The following is a 15,716-nucleotide window of genomic DNA, read 5'->3' as shown; positions in this document are numbered from 1 at the left end:
TAAGGGACTTCCAAATAAAAAAATATCCAATTATTTATTGTGGGGTGGGCGTCTCGCCCGCCCGTAATCAAGGGCGCTCATGTTGCCCACCCCACAAGATTGTATAGTTTATTTCTTGGAAATCCCTTATACATGAGAAATCAAGACTTATGTATTTTTCTTTTTCCGTATGAAAGCACCCTGCTTTCTGTTTCCCGGAGGGAGAGGTTCATTGAACTCACGGTAAAGTTAACAAAATCTTAATTTCAGCTTGATCCAAGGTTGCTAGGTTCCTTGTATTTGGTTGAGCAGCAATTGGGAAACCAGTCAAATCAAGCATTATTTGTGCTTTTGACAACTTATTTCCCTGAAGTTTGCCAACCGTATTTACATCTGGGTAGAGGTGAATATGGAACTTATGGATGGCGGACTGCTAGCAAATCGGTGCAGACGGCGGAGTTTTTTGTTGGGTGCAGGATTCTTAACGGGGTTAACAATAGCCAGCCAATGGCATCCAGTATTGGCTAACTCCAGGTTTTCTGATTATCCCTTCAGTCTTGGTGTTGCATCTGGTGATCCTTTGCCGGATAGTGTTGTTATCTGGACACGACTGGCTCCAAATCCCCTCTCTGGAGGGGGAATGCCACTTGTAAATGTTCCAGTGCGGTGGCAAGTCGCCCTTGATGAAAACATGAGACGGGTTGTACGTCGAGGAACAGTACTGGCGACACCAGAGTTAGCGCACTCAGTCCACGTTGATGTCCGTGGACTAGACCCTAACCGTTGCTACTGGTATCAATTTCAAGCGGGTAGGGAAGTTAGCCCCATTGGACGGACTCGCACAGCACCAGCATTTTATGGCTCTATCTCACAACTGAATTTTGCTTTTGTCTCTTGTCAAGACTGGCAAAATGGCTACTATACGGCTTATCGGCATTTAGCTGAGGAAGACCTCGACCTTGTGGTTCATCTGGGTGATTATATTTACGAATACGGGCCACAACCTGGTGGGCCCCGTCAGCATAATAGTCCAGAAATCATTACTCTTGACGACTACCGCGATCGCCACGCCCTATACAAAACTGATTTGAATCTCCAAGCGGCTCATGCTGCTTTTCCGTGGATTGTCACTTGGGATGATCATGAAGTTGACAACAACTACGCCAACTTAATCCCCGAAGATAACCAAACCCAAGAAGCTTTTAAGAAACGTCGAGCTAACGCGTACCAGGCTTATTATGAACACATGCCTCTACGTCGGTTTTCATTGCCCAACGGCCCAGATATGCTGCTTTATCGACGGTTCACTTTCGGTAATTTAGCTGAGTTCAATGTCCTAGATACGAGGCAGTACCGCACTAACCAACCTTGTGATGACGGACTTAAGCCTCTCTGTCCTGAAGCTTTGGATACAAATGCTACCATGACTGGCTCAGAACAAGAGCAGTGGTTACGAAAAGGGTTAGATCAGTCGCGATCGCGCTGGAATGTGATTGCTCAACAGACTATGCTTGGCCAGTACAATTTTAATAGTAGTCCAGGTGCAGGTGTATTTAATGTCGATCAGTGGGACGGCTACGTGGCTGCACGTAATCGACTCTTGAGTTTTCTAAACCAGCGCCAACCTTCTAATCCAGTGGTGATTACTGGAGACATCCATTCTAGTTGGGTACATGACTTGAAGCTCGATTTTAATAACCCAAACTCACCGACGGTAGGCACTGAGTTCGTAGGAACCTCAATTACCTCTGACTTTCCCACCCAATTCATCGCACCAGTTCAAGCTGCCCTACCCAACAATCCCCATACTAAGTTTTTTGACGGTGCTTTCCGGGGATACGTGCGCTGCAAGCTTACCCCACAACGCTGGCAAAGTGACTACCGTGTTGTATCAAGCATCATTGATTTGAATGCCTCTGTCAAAACCTTAGCTTCTTTTGTAGTCCAAAACGGACAACCAGGAGCGCATCTAAGTTAAGGGAAGTTCGATAAACCCTCCCTAAGTTAAGGGAACTCCAAGAAATAAATTATCCAATATTGTGGGGTGGGCATCTTGCCCGCCATATAAACTGGGCGGGCAAGATGCCCACCCCACAGGAGTTAACTGGATATTTTTTTATTTGGAAGTCCCTAAACTAAAGTTCAAGTCTCTCCCTCCGACTCGGAGCAATACGGTTCGGTTAAGGTTTTTTGATGAAAATTCTAAATCACAAAGACGCGATAAATCGCCGTCTCTACAAAGGATTAATTATTGTAGAGACGGCGATTTATCGCGTCTTTTGGCTTAACCGAACCGTATTGCGAGTCGGAGAGGGACGGTTTTACGTAGTAAAACCTTCTTAGAGGTCTTTATAGTACCTCAACAAATAAATTTCCTTAACCCAAGCGTATCGGCTTACAGTAAATAAATCTTTCTGAAGAGTTATTTTGGCATTTCTTTGCAATACTTAACTAACTTCTAATTAAAAAAAGTGAATATAGATTAAAAATGATAACTAACATCATAATTTATTAAGTTATTCAGACTAATTTGAGAGTATGGTTAATAATTGAAGTCTAGTTGAAATTTTAAGTAACTAGGTGCAAGTAAACTTGAACATTTGTTTATGTTTTTGTACTTTGTCATTTGTTTGAGTGTTAAATACTAAAAAACAAAGTTTATTTGTGCCAACTTACTAACTAGGTTGTCGAGCAAGGCGGTAAAAATATTACCAGAGCCAAGTAATAACAGCGTAAACAAAAGTAAACTTAACAAAAATTACGTAATATGATAAGAAAAATTTTGCTGGCTGTATCGGGATTGGGACACGCAGAAGAAATGCTCAAAACCCTGAGAGAAATCCCATCTATTGAATCTGCAAAAGTGACAATTTTGCATGTTGTTCAGGCACAAAATACTGCTGCTACCATGACAACTAAATGGGAAAATGGTGGTAAAATTCTGGCGAATGCTATTCAAACTTTGAACTTAGATCCTAGCCAGGTTTCTTCAATTTTGCGCGAAGGCGACCCCAAAGATGTAGTTTGCCAAGTAGCTGATGAAATCGACGCTGACTTGATTGTTATGGGTTCACGCGGACTTAAACGGTTGCAATCCATTTTATCGAACTCAGTCAGTCAATATGTTTTCCAGCTATCTTCTCGCCCCATGTTGCTGGTAAAAGATGATATTTATGTCAAAAAAATTAAGCGCATTATGGTGGCAATAGACAACTCTGATTCCGCAAAAAACTGCTTGAAATTGGCACTGTTTTTACTGCGAGATATTCAGGGCGGCGAGTTAATTTTGGCAAATGTTGCCACAGATTTAGGCGGGAAAAAATCGGAAATAACTGAAGTTAGTTCAGATAAAAATCCAGTTTTGGCAGCCGCAGTTGCAGAAGCTAAAAACCAAGGTATCCAATCTCGTTCTTATATCAGCAGTGGCAAACCTGGTGAAGAAATTTGTCGGTTGGCAGAGGAGTTGAATATAGACTTACTATTGCTCGGTTCTCCAGATCGTCGTCCATCTATCGCTAAGAGTTTTGTTGATATAGACCGACTTATCGGATCTTCCTTATCTGACTATGTTCGAGTTAATGCCACTTGTCCGGTATTGTTGGCGCGGACGATCGCTTAAAGTCAAAATAGAGTTAATAATAAATAAAAACCCCTACACTACTGGTGCAGGGGTTCTTTATTTGATACACAAACTCTTAATTATCTTTTCCACCTTCGCGGCTAGCAGTTTGGATGTAAAGAATTAGTAAAAACACAGTGGGGACTAGTACGAACAAAATGCTCGCTACGAACCCCAGGTCATTAACTTGCATGGCAAGAAAACCTCTCTTAAATTTCCAGTCAACAAGATTAGGATAGCATCATCGACGACACAGTTATACCAATTCAAAATTCAAAATCAGGAAACTTAATTTTGGTAAGTATTTTGACTACTGACTGGATACAAATTGAAGCAATGGCAGATTTAACAACTTAAGGCTTGGTGACTACACTGACTGAGCCATTCACTAAAGTTTGACAGGCAAGGCGGTAATTTTCTGGCTTTTTTTTGAATTTACGGTTTTCTACGTCTGTGCGGGGGGAAAGATTTTCTAGTCCTTCGACTATTTCGACAATGCAAGTACCACACTGACCACTACCACCGCAATTGGTCATCTTGCCAATGAACTTATATATATCAATGTCATTTTGCATCGCTTTGAGCCGGAGATTGGCACCATCTGCCGCCACTACTTCTTTATTCTCTTTAACGAATTTGATATTACCCATAACTGATTCCTCCTTGACTCTAAGCTTGGCTTTCAAGGCTTCATATTGACATGGCTTGATTCATATCTTATTTATTATATTAAATTATTACAAAATATTAATAAATATTAACTTTATCAAATATAGCGCCACAAAAAAATAGAACAGGTATATGACCTGTCCTATAAATTGAAAAATAGATTAACTTACCTAAATCCCACAGCTGCTTGCCAAACGAAAGCAAGCAACAAGAAGAATACGGGGATGACTGGGAGAACGTCTACCAAGGGATCAAAGATTTGGTAAGCTTCAGGCAGTTTTGCTAATAAAAGTGCTGCTTCCATGTTTGTTTAAATCCAACTATCCAACAAAGCATTCATAATTGAGAAGTATCTTAACATGGTTTGGTCAGTTGTTAGGAGTTAGGAGTTAGGAGTTAGGAGTTAGGAGAGACGCGATTAATCGCGTCTGTACAGGAGTTATAAATATTATTCCCCTGAATCCTTACGCCCCTCTTACCCCCCCATCTCCCTCATCTTCCTCATCTCCCTCATCTTTCCTTTCTTGGTTGAGCCAGTGACCAAATTCTGTAACAAAGCGATCGCTTAATATTGCTTCTCTAATATGCTGCGTAAAGCGAATTAGTTCGGTAATGTTGTGAATGCTCAACAAGGTATAAGCTAAAATTTCCTGCGATCGCACTAAATGAGATACGTAAGCACGGCTAAAATTTTGGCAAGTGTAGCAAGGACAAGTTTCATCTAATGGTCTAAAATCTTCACGAAACTTAGCATTTTTTAAATTCCAGCGTCCGCCCTGCACGATCGCTGTACCATGTCTCGCCCAACGGGTGGGAATTACGCAATCAAATAAATCTATCCCAGATGCGATCGCGATCGCCATTTCCCGATAAGTACCGACACCCATCAAATAACGCGGCTTATCGGGCGGTAAAAGCGGTGCTGTCACTTTCACAATCTCAGCCATCATTTCTGGCGGTTCCCCCACACTCACGCCACCAATGGCATATCCGGGCAAATCTAACTTAGCCAAAGCTTCAGCCGCACGACAACGCAAATCCAAATATACGCCCCCTTGCACAATCCCAAACAACGCCTGATCACTGCGTTGATGAACCGTTATGCAGCGTTCTAACCAGCGATAAGTGCGCTCAGTTGCAGTTTCAACCTCTTGGCGAGTCGCTGGGTAAGGCGGACACTCATCAAAGGCCATGATCACATCAGCCCCCAAAGTATTTTGAATCTCAATGGATAGCTCTGGTGTCAAGTTAATAATTCGTCCATCATGGGGTGAGCGGAAAGTTACACCTTCTTCAGTAATTTTCCGCATCTCGCTTAAGCTGAAGACTTGAAACCCACCCGAATCTGTGAGCATTGGGCCATTCCAACCCATAAACTTGTGCAACCCACCACCCCCAGCCACGATCGCTTCCCCTGGTTGTAGGTGAAGATGATAAGTATTAGATAAGATCATTTGCGCCCCAGTATCTCGTAGTTGCGCTGGGGTGATAGTTTTGACATTCGCCAGCGTTCCCACTGGCATAAATCTGGGGGTTTCCACAACACCGTGAGGAGTGAAAAACACTCCTGCTCTAGCTTTGGTTTGGCTACAGCTTGCGAGACATTCAAAGGAAAAATTCGCACTCATACCATTTTGGATTTTAGACTTCGGCTTACCTCGGCTCCGCTCGGCACAAGCCGCTCAGTCGAACGATTTTAGATTTTGGATTGTGAAACGCTAATTGGTAAAGAGTTTCAGAAATCCATAAATAGTAGCCATAAAACCAAATGGTATTAGGGCAAGATTAATATTATTTGGGTGAACTACCCATAACCTAGTTACCAATTTTACGAGTATATACTGTGCTAATTGTTATTTAAAAAGAATCAGAACAGTCATCGTCAATTTCTGCATCCCACCTAGCTGAGAGGACTTGCTCCATCATCGCTTCTATGGCGCTGACATTGAAGGTTCGCTCTCGTCGCTCTTGTAGGGGGGTTGAGCGGGGAATCAACCGCAGACACACTCCTTCTTGCATCAAGTCAAAATAGGTTTCTTGTTGCGACGACTGTTTGAGTTCCAAGTAATCAAAACTACAAACATTCAGATATAGCGCGTGGTTAGCCACTAAGGTAGACCTTTCCGGATTGGCGAAAACTTCCATCACATCCCCTTCACCCTGGCTCAGTACCTTATCTTCTTGGGTGTAGATGTAGTGGACTCGACCTAAATCTGTCAGCAATCGCCGGATGTCGAGCTTATTCACAATGATGCCCGTGTTAATAATGCACGGAGCTGGTATCCTGATGTCGGGTAGATGGTGACTCATAGGAAAATAGCGATTGAGCTAAGGAGAGCGACAACATAGCTAAACTTTCATAATTGAATAGCTTGTTTACTTCCTACATTTAAAAAAATATCAATTTTGTGGGGCAATCGTCTAATAATTTCGAGTAAGTTTTTAGTTAACGAATACAAAACACCAATTTTGATGCCTGATGGAATTTTAATTTCCTGAATCATTCGTTTTTTGTATAAAAAGTACTTTTTATTATTTATTTACCACTTAGAACAGCATAACAAAATTTTGAAGAAGAATCTCTAATAGAAGTAAATCTTATCTAAAGTTTTAAAGTATGCTCATGTTGGTTTTACTTAACCCAAGTCTATTATCCAGCAATTAACCATATATTAATGTTACTAAGATGACGAAACAGCAACAGTGGTGGAAAAAGCTGCTGTTAAAGCTGGCAGCTAGTATTATATTTTACACAATTATCCCACTACCGTATTTGCACGGGTTAGATTTTCGGGGAGTGGCACGTCTTGCTTGGCTTGTAGGGTTGATAATTGGGGGGATTTTAGGATTACTGGATACGGGGATGGATTATCTGGGTATGCCAGTGTTAACCCGTAGTGCTTTAGTAGTCAGCGTTTGGATTGCCATAACTGGAGGACTGCACTTAGATGGGGCAATGGATACTGCCGATGGTTTGGCAGTGGGCGACCCAAATCGGCGGCTGGAAGTGATGACAGATAGTGCTACAGGTGCATTTGGGGCAATGGCAGCGATCGCCTTGGTGATACTGAAAATAGCAGCTTTGACGGATATGCCAGAAAATCGTTGGTTGTTGCTGATGGCTGCTTGTGGCTGGGGACGTTGGGGACAACAGCTAGCGATCGCCCGATATCCTTATCTGAAACCAACTGGTAAAGGTGCCCTTCACAAACAAGCCATTCGTTCTTACAAAGATTTGTTACCAGGATTGTTGTTGCTGTTTAGTTTGAGTGGTTTAGTTTGGTTGATAGATAAACAGCAGCTATTTCTCGCACTGACAATGATAATTGCTGGAAGTGCGATCGCTACTTTAACTGGTGCGTGGTTCAACCACAAATTAGGCGGACACACAGGAGATACCTACGGCGCAGTCGTTGAGTGGACTGAAGCCTTATTTCTCTGTGTATTGACTGTTTTTTAAGATGTGGTATTCCATTGCTATTGTTCACTGTTGACCGTTGACGGTTCACGAGTTTTCAGTCAACAGTCAACAGTCAACAGTCAACAGTCAACAGTCAACAGTCAACGGACTTGAATGTGAAATAATTTATTTTTTGGAGTTACCCAATGACTAATGCCCAATGACAAATGACAAATGACAAATGACTACTTCATTTAATCGGTTGCAGCTTTGTCACCTTGAGTTTAAAAGCCCCAATTCCAGTTTCTCCAAAAGACCGGACACGAATCACATAATTCCCTGTCTCTACGATGCGAGTAAATAGTAGGGAATTGCTACTACCATCAGGGCCATCATCATTTTCTGCTAAAGTCGATCCATCAGGTGCTAGCAGGGTGATTATGCTGTCAAAGTTTTCTGATGACAGGTCAACTGCTAAATTATCGCCCTTTTCTAACTTCACTGTATAATCACGGGCAAACCCACCTTGACCTGTGGGAATATCTTTGTCTGAGAGGCGATCGGAAAATTCAGTACTGTTAGATAAAGGAATTGGACTATAGAACTTATTTTGAGCAAAAGCTGCACTTGTACTTATATTTATTGCCAGCAATGTGGCAGGAATGATGATAAGTTGTTTTAAACCTGCCGCAAAAACTTTATTCATACATTTCAAGCAATTTTTTCTACAAAAATAGGGTAATTCGGTCAATTTATGCACTTATCTGCTAAAGCCTGCCCATTAATTCTTGATTTATCCGTCTTTGACGGCAGTGGCTACTGCTACTAATCCTAAAACCACAATTCCATACTGACGAAGTGTTTCCACCGCAGACCTAGCAGTAGCACCAGTAGTATAAATATCGTCCACTAACAGCACTGGGACATTTGGGGGACGATGGCGAAATTCTTGTCCAACAGCGAAAGCGTTAGCCAAGTTTTTTTCTCGTTTAGATACCGATAAACCAAATTGCGCTTCAGTTTCTCGCACTCTTGCTAAACCGTTTACTTTCAATTTTAATCCAGTGATTTCGCAGAAGCTTTGGGCTATGAGTGCGGCTTGATTGTATTTACGTTGCTTTTGCTTGCTAGGGTGGAGTGGGATGGGAACTACTACAGGCTGGCTATCTCGGCTTGGTGAATTTAACAACCATGCTTCTCCTAACCAGTGACCTAAAGGACGAGCTATTTGGGGTTGATTTTCGTATTTCATCGCTGCGATCGCCCGTTTCACGGGGCCACCATACTCCCCCCAGCCAAATACTGGTATTGGCTTTTGCCACAAAGAAATTGGATCTTGACGTTGACATTTTTGCAGTTGTCTGGTGCAATTATGACAGAATTCTTGCGAGGTTGCACGTTGGCACAAAGGGCAATGGGATTGGAGAAAAAGATTGAGTAAGCCTGTAAGATTTTTAATCCAAGTGTGCATTTTAGGAGTTAGGAGTTAGGAGTTAGGAGTTAGGAGTTAGGAGTTAGGAGTTAGGAGTTAAAAATTCATAACTCATAACCGTTGTGGAGTGATTTAACATACACGCGATCGCACCTTGTTGTTTTTACTCCCGTTGCTGGAGTGTAGCCGTTGCTTTCATAGAGCTTGACTGCTTCGACTAAAACGCTGGCGGTTTCAATCCAAATTTGCTCAAAACCACGCTCTGCGATCGCTGCTTCTAGCTGTTGTAACAAATATTTCCCTAATCCTAAACCCCTGATGCTGGGCAAAAGATACATTTTGCGGATTTCTACAGCTTTTTTGCCACGTTTTATGGGGTAGTATGCTCCAGTACCGACTAACTGGCTTTGGTGTTCAATTACCCAAAACTCTCCCCCAGTAGCTAAATAATATTCCTCGACTCGCAGCACATCTTGGTCAGCGCCCTTTGGTTCCCAACCCAGACCGTATTCTGATAATACATAACTGATGACTTCGGCGGCTCTTGTGCGATCGCTTTTCACCCAATCACGAATTAAAAAATCTTGATAATAGTTTTTCATTACCATTTGCTGGGCAAGTTTACACAGAAAATTTTCCTGGTTCTATATCCCAATTTACTCAGCAAATAGCAATTCTTGCAGAGTCAATTTCAGGCGATACTCTCAAGGTGTCAATCAAAAGACAAGGGGAGGAGAAAAAAAATCTCCTCCCCTTGTCTACTTGCCTAAGATAATTCAACGATATAGGGGACTTCCAAGTAAAAAAATATTCCATTGCTATTGTTCACCGTTGACCGTTGACGGTTAACGAGTTTTCAGTCAACAGTCAACAGTCAACAGTCAACGACTTGAATGTGGAATAATTTATTTTTTGGAGTTCCCTAGTAGCGATCCTGCGGCAGGCTATGACGCTCGTTGCGCTAAAGCGTCTCCCCTTGGGAGAAGACTCGCTAACGCTTCTCTACGAGACGCTGCGCGAACGCTATCGGCGTCAGTGGCATTGATATTACAACTTGATATTAGCCTCTATGACTTGTCCAAGGGCCCCAAATTGCGAAAGTAATACCAGGAGTTTGGATGTTGACAAACAAAGTCTTACCATCAGGTGAGAAGCAAGCACCAGCGAACTCACTGTCATTGATAGCATTACGGGCGAATTGATAGAGTTCACCCTTTGGAGTAACACCTACTAGGAACTGCTGATCATCTCCATCTTCACAAAGAATGAGATCGCCGTAAGGTGAAACAACTATGTTATCTGGATTTTCCAGTTCGGCAGCAGATGTAGACTCTACAAACAGTTCAATTGTCTCTTTAGCCGGAATATAGCGCCAGACTTGACCAAGCCCTAAAGCACCACCACTTGTGCAGCAAAAATAAAATTCACCGTCACCATACCAGATACCTTCCCCACGAGCAAACTGGGCTGCTCCTTTTGCGAAACCTTCTACTCGTACAGTATCTTCAGGGGGATTTGGCTCAGTAATCGTCACCCATTCCACTTTCATCGGCTTCCGCTTGGGGAAATCCGCAAAGGTTTGTGCTTGAAAGATATCCTTGAATTTTAAAGCTTGAAGAGTGCCTCCTTTTTCTAACTTGCCACGTTCTTTTGGAATGAAACGGTAAAAGAGACTATCTCCCCGGTCTTCTGTTTCATAGACAATTCCAGTTTTGGGGTCTACGGCAACAGCTTCATGGTTAAATCTTCCCATAGCTATTAGAGGCTCAGGCTTCACAGCAGTAGTGGTACTAGCTGGAACTTCAAAGTTATAGCCGTGGAACTTCGAGACATAGTTTCTATCGCCTAGCGGAAACGAAGTAGGAGTGGAGGTGTTTTCTTCACAACTAATCCATGAACCCCAAGGAGTTAGTCCACCTGCACAGTTACGATAGGTTCCACTTAGAGAAGTGAAGTGTTTGATTAGTTGGCGATTAGACCCAACAACTAAGTTTGTTGTGCCACCTTTGCAAAATGGATCATAAGGATTTGGCCCTTGGACTTGTGTCTCAGATGTAGGGCTAAGTTCGTGATTGCGAACCAGAATAACTGTATTTCTGGGGCCGGGAAAAGCCGCCATCCCATCATGACCACCAGGCACTTTAGTGCCATCGTTCATGAGTTCACCTGTTAGAGAAAAAGTTCGATACTTAAATCCGCCTGGTAAATCTAATAAGCCATTGGGATCTGGTACAAGTGGCCCATATCCTTTACCTAATTTTCGACCAAAAGCTTGTCTGGACAGAAGACCTTCCATAGGAGACACCATCAAAGTGCCGACAGCAGTTGTACCTGCTACTGCAAAGAATTTACGTCTTGAGAATGTCATGAGGATGGTTTGGTTACTTAAAGATAATGCTGAATAAAAAATATGTTATTTTGATTAATTTTGGGTAATGCTTTATTTAATTTAGGGTTAGTCAATATTAATAATTTTTATTTTGTAATTCAGAAGGCAGAAGTATGAAGGCAGAAGGCTTTTATGGAACCCACGTTTAAAAACGTGGGATTGAAGCAATGACGCTTTGTATCTCGCGGCACTTTCCGCTCGATACAATTCTTTTTTTAAACTGGGCAATAACCCAGAACTAAAGTTTTTATTAATACTCCTTTCCTTCTGCCAACTGAGCCTCCTGCCCTCTGCCTTTCTTGTAATTTGGAAGGCTAGAAATGCCTAAAAATTTTAGGGGGACGTATTGCAATATGTCCCCTATTTATGTGCAATAAGTAAGTGGGCAATAATAAATCAAACTAACAGCGAACTTTTAACTGACAATTCCCAGATTGTTGTAGATTTCGATGAGATTGCCATCAGGATCGCGAAAATGAGCTGTGCGGATTCCCCAGTCGGGGCGATCTTGTGGTTGAGTTACAACGATCGCATTCTGATCTTTTACTTGCTCATAGACCTCATCCACGTTATCGACTGCGAAAATCAAGACAATTTTATCTCGATTGGCAATGTATGAAGGTTGTTCAATTCTGGGGACTACTTCAGCCATTAATTCTTTTTTGAACAAACCCAGCTTGAGATATCCGGTATTAAACTCAGCATATCCGCTATCTTCATCGCCCCAATCAACATCAAATTTCAGCAGATCCCGGTAGAACAGAAAAGAATCTTTGTAGTTGGAGACAAGCAGTCTCAGGTGTGTTAACTGAAGCTTCATATCTGTTCCCTTAGTCTACTAACTGTGAATTCTAGGTTCTGGATGCAAAGTCGCCAGCAACTCACTTTCGACAATTGCTAATTCATCAAGCCGTTGCATGACAATTTCTTTGTCGAAATAAGTAGCAGCTAAAACCCAATATATACCGTAGTGACGCGCTTCGGATGCCATTAGTCCACGATAAAATTTTGCTAACTCTGGCTCTGGACAGTGAGCAGCTAATAGTCCCAGGCGTTCGTGAGAGCGAGCTTCTATTAAACCAGTGACTAGTAAGGAATCCAGGAATCGCTCAGGTTCTTTAGGGCGGACAGTAGCTCTTAAACCAGCGCCGTAGGGAGGCGGTGGTAAGGGAGCTAGGGGAATATTCCGGCGTTCTAACCATTGGTTAACTAGCTCAAAGTGTTCTAGTTCTTCGCGGGCGATCGCAGTTAGTTCCCGAACCATTTTAGTATTGGAAGGGTAGCGAAACATCATGTTCAAGGCTACGCCTGCTGCTTTGCGTTCACAGTGGGAGTGGTCGAGTAAGATGATATCTAAATTAGCGATCGCTTGTTCAACCCAAGCAAAGCTAGTGGGTTGTTTCAGGGCGTTGATAGTCGGTAACTGAGTAAGCACAGAGTCAATCAATTTTAGATTTTGGATTTTTCAATAGTTTAAACTAATAGTCTGTCAAGAAATAATTGTTAGTTGTTCGCCACAGGTAGTCATGGTCTAATTCTTCCGCACTGGGGCCTTTGAAACTAAACACCTGAAATCCTTGCGGGTTTACACCAGAAGTCACATGTTTAATTGTGCTATCTTTACCAGCAGCATCCATTGCCTGAAAAATAATCAACAAGGAATATGTATTTTGAGCGTAGAGAATATTTTGGTAATTTGCTAGTCGTTCAATATCTGCCTGTAATTTAGTTGTAGCATCAGCTTTTTGATGAAACTCAGTTTTATAGGCTGGGTCATAGTTTTTTTTTCAAAGAAATCTTTGAACCTGGTGGAACAATGAAAGCATCGTGATTCATAACTTTTAACCAATTCTGGGAGTTTAAATCCTTCTTCATCATCGGTAAGTTTTGTAGTTCTTTCTAAATTCCTGTTATAAAACTTAATTACATAGGCGTACCCCTACTCTTAAGCAAGGTAGGTGCAGTTAAGGGCTAATTATACAAAATTGTGGGTTTTTGTAGACGCGATAAATCGCCGTCTCTACAAGTGTTTCGGTCTTATCTGAACTATATTGGAACATAGACAACCCTTTCCTGGGAAACACGATGTGAACCCGTAGGGTATTACGAATTACTTTTACTCAGCACTTGCTATTTTTATTTCCGTCGCCTTGGCATAGGACGCATCGCTTCACGTCCCAACATAAACATCCCTGCAACACCCAAACTGACAATCCAAATATATTGATACCAGTATTGCCGAATCTGCTCACCCGGACTGAGTTCTGGACGCAAGGTGTTTAAGTACAGCAGCAGCACTAATATCATCAGCGCCCCAAAACCAACAAAGCTTAAGCCAACACCAATTCGTGCATGTCGGAGTTCAAAATCACTAATAGTGTCTAGGTCAATTTCTGCCAATTCCTTAAAAGAATCATCTGCCAAAGATGACGTTGCTTGGAATTTATTGCTCAGTTTTGGTGGCAAAATCGGCGACAGTGTTGCTACGGTTGGGCGACGTAATAAAGCCTCAGTATCTCGCAGCAATTCTAATGGCTTACGGGTAGTAGTTGGTTGAGCAAACTCTATGTTATCTGTAGGAGTTGAGGCATTGGCTTTGCTTTTAAGATCCATAGTACGCTTCAAAAGAACCAGGATATACATAGCCTAGCTAATCAGAGACAAATACGCCAAAATAATTATGAATTATGAATTATGAATTATGAATTATCAATTACCCTCGTCCATCTCTTTTAATGTAGCTAATGCCGACGGTGATAAGCGACTCAGATAGCGGAATATCCAGTATTTAAAGATAGTGTTTAAAATCACCGGAAATGTAGCGATAAAGAAAAATATTATATTTCTATTAGTCGGCAGTCCTAAATGTTCTGCTAATCCTTCAAGAATAACCTCCCACCCCTCTGGTGAGTGAAATCCTACGAATATGTCTGTAAAGAGAATAATTAAAAAAGCCTTCGCACTATCGCTTAGTCCATAAACAATATTATCTAGAAAAGATTTAATAATCACAATTTCTCTTTTGCTTATGATGACAATTATACTAAAAAAAATTAGTGAAATTAAATCGGCAAATACATTACTAATAGTACTATTATCTTTTCTGTGAAATTCCTCAGCTATTTCAACGGCTTTGTTTTTTATCTTTTCTTTTATTACTTCTGAAGAAATTGGTGGCGCTTGATTTAGTAAATATTTAAACATCAGGCTTTGCTGATAATTATGTAATTCATGGAGAGCTTCTTTTTCCATATCAGAATTAATAAAAATTTGATTTATATTGTTTTCTCTGCTTCTTTCTAAGATAGGATATACTAAAAAGTCTTTAGATAACTGCTGAGTTAAAAATGGTACAATGATTAACGTTAGTATAAATCTTATGGCAATTCTTGTCCTATTTTTAGAAATTCGGTGATTTCTGACAAACTCTTCTTCCGTCTGCGGTGTAATATCTGCTTTGATTCTATTAATTCTTTCACCCATTGACCTGGATAAGAATCTAGTTTGATGAGATGGAGGTTTAGGTCGGATATTATTATTATTATTATTATTAATAATATTAATAATAATATTAGATGATGGATGTTTGTTTATTTTGCTCTGGTTAATTTGTAGTGTTTGAGAAGTTGAGAATAACGCCTTGGTGCTAATCATTTCATGTTTTATAGCGTATTTTTCGACAACTTCATCAATAATTTTCAATTTTTCTAACAATACGTGATTAGAGAGATTTAAAATTTTGCGACTAAGCTTAAACTCTATAAGTCTTACTTTGATAGTAGTTAAATTATTATCGAGGTATCCTTGCCAATAAGACATCACATTTTCAGTATAATTTACTGATTGTGAAGAGATTTTCTTGCCTTCAAAATGTTCTATCTCAATGTTTTTAATTCTCTCAGATGCTTGTTGAGCTTCTAAGAGTGCCCTTTCTGGTGTATCTAAAAACCAAATGTTAAGCGATCGCAAATAATCTTTGATATTTTGGCGAAGTAAATTTGCTGTTCTGGCGAAGGAATTTTTCATTATATATGTATGATTCTCTATATAATGTGTATGATAGTTATATAAACATTAAAAACGGCTAACATCTAGTTTTAAATATTATTAATCATTGCCCAACATAGTTAATTTGTCGGTTGGGAGTCAGAGTCCTCCACTATATCAGTTAACTGTTAACTGTTCACTGTTCACTGATTTAATGGTAGGTTTATTTTCGCCAACTTAT

The 15,716-nt window shown here is 41.0% G+C and carries 17 protein-coding genes and 1 pseudogene; 4 read left to right on the top strand and 14 right to left on the bottom strand.

The features are described from left to right. The first annotated feature begins 388 nt into the window (after positions 1–388). The 3 genes from D1367_RS00925 to D1367_RS00920 all read left to right on the top strand — a co-directional run bounded on the left by D1367_RS00925 (position 389) and on the right by D1367_RS00920 (position 3,598). Positions 389–1,957, top strand: a complete 1,569-nt coding sequence (locus D1367_RS00925; protein ID WP_118161850.1) for an alkaline phosphatase D family protein — start codon at positions 389–391, stop codon at positions 1,955–1,957. A gap of 215 nt (positions 1,958–2,172) precedes the next feature. Then, positions 2,173–2,322, top strand: a complete 150-nt coding sequence (locus D1367_RS30305) for a hypothetical protein (RefSeq protein WP_181985022.1) — start codon at positions 2,173–2,175, stop codon at positions 2,320–2,322. A 424-nt stretch (positions 2,323–2,746) separates the two neighbouring features. Then, the gene (locus D1367_RS00920) at positions 2,747–3,598 is read left to right on the top strand and encodes a universal stress protein (RefSeq protein WP_118161848.1); all 852 of its coding nucleotides are present in this window, start codon (positions 2,747–2,749) and stop codon (positions 3,596–3,598) included. 76 nt (positions 3,599–3,674) lie between these two features. Here D1367_RS00920 and psbM read toward each other — a convergent pair whose 3' ends face one another. From psbM to D1367_RS00895, 5 genes are all read right to left on the bottom strand, one after another. Then, positions 3,675–3,791 (bottom strand): photosystem II reaction center protein PsbM, encoded by a 117-nt coding sequence (gene psbM / locus D1367_RS00915; RefSeq protein ID WP_100901506.1) that lies wholly within the window; start codon positions 3,789–3,791, stop codon positions 3,675–3,677. A gap of 160 nt (positions 3,792–3,951) precedes the next feature. Beyond that, positions 3,952–4,248, bottom strand: coding sequence for a 2Fe-2S iron-sulfur cluster-binding protein (locus D1367_RS00910; RefSeq protein WP_100901507.1), 297 nt, complete (start codon positions 4,246–4,248; stop codon positions 3,952–3,954). 185 nt (positions 4,249–4,433) lie between these two features. Continuing rightward, positions 4,434–4,571 (bottom strand): photosystem II reaction center protein K, encoded by a 138-nt coding sequence (locus tag D1367_RS00905; RefSeq protein WP_006195022.1) that lies wholly within the window; start codon positions 4,569–4,571, stop codon positions 4,434–4,436. 160 nt (positions 4,572–4,731) lie between these two features. Then, positions 4,732–5,895 (bottom strand): tRNA guanosine(34) transglycosylase Tgt, encoded by a 1,164-nt coding sequence (tgt, locus tag D1367_RS00900; RefSeq protein WP_118161846.1) that lies wholly within the window; start codon positions 5,893–5,895, stop codon positions 4,732–4,734. Between the two features lie 229 nt (positions 5,896–6,124). Further along, a complete protein-coding gene (locus D1367_RS00895; RefSeq protein ID WP_118161844.1) occupies positions 6,125–6,577 on the bottom strand; it encodes a hypothetical protein in 453 nt (150 codons plus the stop codon). A gap of 376 nt (positions 6,578–6,953) precedes the next feature. Between D1367_RS00895 and cobS the strand changes: the two genes are divergently transcribed. Continuing rightward, positions 6,954–7,727 (top strand): adenosylcobinamide-GDP ribazoletransferase, encoded by a 774-nt coding sequence (gene cobS, locus D1367_RS00890; RefSeq protein ID WP_118161841.1) that lies wholly within the window; start codon positions 6,954–6,956, stop codon positions 7,725–7,727. Between the two features lie 190 nt (positions 7,728–7,917). Here cobS and D1367_RS00885 read toward each other — a convergent pair whose 3' ends face one another. The 9 genes and pseudogenes from D1367_RS00885 to D1367_RS00845 all read right to left on the bottom strand — a co-directional run bounded on the left by D1367_RS00885 (position 7,918) and on the right by D1367_RS00845 (position 15,514). After that, positions 7,918–8,373: a PPC domain-containing protein gene (locus D1367_RS00885; RefSeq protein WP_118161838.1), complete on the bottom strand. Its 456-nt coding sequence runs from the start codon at positions 8,371–8,373 to the stop codon at positions 7,918–7,920. 87 nt (positions 8,374–8,460) lie between these two features. Then, a complete protein-coding gene (locus D1367_RS00880) occupies positions 8,461–9,138 on the bottom strand; it encodes a ComF family protein (RefSeq protein ID WP_118161835.1) in 678 nt (225 codons plus the stop codon). Positions 9,139–9,203: 65 nt separating this feature from the next. After that, positions 9,204–9,701 carry a GNAT family N-acetyltransferase gene (locus D1367_RS00875; RefSeq protein ID WP_118161833.1) on the bottom strand — a complete coding sequence of 166 codons (498 nt, stop codon included), beginning with the start codon at positions 9,699–9,701 and terminating at the stop codon, positions 9,204–9,206. 458 nt (positions 9,702–10,159) lie between these two features. After that, entirely contained in the window at positions 10,160–11,467 is a 1,308-nt protein-coding gene (locus tag D1367_RS00870) for an alkaline phosphatase PhoX (protein ID WP_118161831.1), read from the bottom strand. A gap of 436 nt (positions 11,468–11,903) precedes the next feature. Then, entirely contained in the window at positions 11,904–12,308 is a 405-nt protein-coding gene (locus tag D1367_RS00865) for a VOC family protein (protein WP_118161829.1), read from the bottom strand. Positions 12,309–12,326: 18 nt separating this feature from the next. Next, positions 12,327–12,923, bottom strand: coding sequence for a MiaE family protein (locus tag D1367_RS00860; RefSeq protein WP_118170992.1), 597 nt, complete (start codon positions 12,921–12,923; stop codon positions 12,327–12,329). A 73-nt stretch (positions 12,924–12,996) separates the two neighbouring features. Beyond that, positions 12,997–13,324, bottom strand: a pseudogene (locus tag D1367_RS00855) (polyphosphate kinase 2 family protein); the annotation flags it as partial. Positions 13,325–13,624: 300 nt separating this feature from the next. Then, on the bottom strand, positions 13,625–14,101 hold the full coding sequence (locus D1367_RS00850; protein WP_118161827.1) for a hypothetical protein: 477 nt from the start codon (positions 14,099–14,101) through the stop codon (positions 13,625–13,627). Between the two features lie 96 nt (positions 14,102–14,197). Next, positions 14,198–15,514: a proton extrusion protein PcxA gene (locus D1367_RS00845; protein ID WP_118161825.1), complete on the bottom strand. Its 1,317-nt coding sequence runs from the start codon at positions 15,512–15,514 to the stop codon at positions 14,198–14,200. Positions 15,515–15,716: the final 202 nt, after the last annotated feature.

It is taken from the genome of Nostoc sphaeroides, assembly GCF_003443655.1.
Classification (GTDB): Bacteria; Cyanobacteriota; Cyanobacteriia; order Cyanobacteriales; family Nostocaceae; genus Nostoc; species Nostoc sphaeroides.
Note: the sequence above shows the minus strand (reverse complement) of the source record. Positions and strands in the feature narration are given on the sequence as shown.

Coding starts and splice junctions, on each gene's coding strand:
- D1367_RS00925 (WP_118161850.1), top strand. CDS start 389: ATGGAACTTATGGATGGCGGACTGCTAGCAAATCGGTGCAGACGGCGG.
- D1367_RS30305 (WP_181985022.1), top strand. CDS start 2,173: ATGAAAATTCTAAATCACAAAGACGCGATAAATCGCCGTCTCTACAAA.
- D1367_RS00920 (WP_118161848.1), top strand. CDS start 2,747: ATGATAAGAAAAATTTTGCTGGCTGTATCGGGATTGGGACACGCAGAA.
- psbM (WP_100901506.1), bottom strand. CDS start 3,791: ATGCAAGTTAATGACCTGGGGTTCGTAGCGAGCATTTTGTTCGTACTA.
- D1367_RS00910 (WP_100901507.1), bottom strand. CDS start 4,248: ATGGGTAATATCAAATTCGTTAAAGAGAATAAAGAAGTAGTGGCGGCA.
- D1367_RS00905 (WP_006195022.1), bottom strand. CDS start 4,571: ATGGAAGCAGCACTTTTATTAGCAAAACTGCCTGAAGCTTACCAAATC.
- tgt (WP_118161846.1), bottom strand. CDS start 5,895: ATGAGTGCGAATTTTTCCTTTGAATGTCTCGCAAGCTGTAGCCAAACC.
- D1367_RS00895 (WP_118161844.1), bottom strand. CDS start 6,577: ATGAGTCACCATCTACCCGACATCAGGATACCAGCTCCGTGCATTATT.
- cobS (WP_118161841.1), top strand. CDS start 6,954: ATGACGAAACAGCAACAGTGGTGGAAAAAGCTGCTGTTAAAGCTGGCA.
- D1367_RS00885 (WP_118161838.1), bottom strand. CDS start 8,373: ATGAATAAAGTTTTTGCGGCAGGTTTAAAACAACTTATCATCATTCCT.
- D1367_RS00880 (WP_118161835.1), bottom strand. CDS start 9,138: ATGCACACTTGGATTAAAAATCTTACAGGCTTACTCAATCTTTTTCTC.
- D1367_RS00875 (WP_118161833.1), bottom strand. CDS start 9,701: ATGAAAAACTATTATCAAGATTTTTTAATTCGTGATTGGGTGAAAAGC.
- D1367_RS00870 (WP_118161831.1), bottom strand. CDS start 11,467: ATGACATTCTCAAGACGTAAATTCTTTGCAGTAGCAGGTACAACTGCT.
- D1367_RS00865 (WP_118161829.1), bottom strand. CDS start 12,308: ATGAAGCTTCAGTTAACACACCTGAGACTGCTTGTCTCCAACTACAAA.
- D1367_RS00850 (WP_118161827.1), bottom strand. CDS start 14,101: ATGGATCTTAAAAGCAAAGCCAATGCCTCAACTCCTACAGATAACATA.
- D1367_RS00845 (WP_118161825.1), bottom strand. CDS start 15,514: ATGAAAAATTCCTTCGCCAGAACAGCAAATTTACTTCGCCAAAATATC.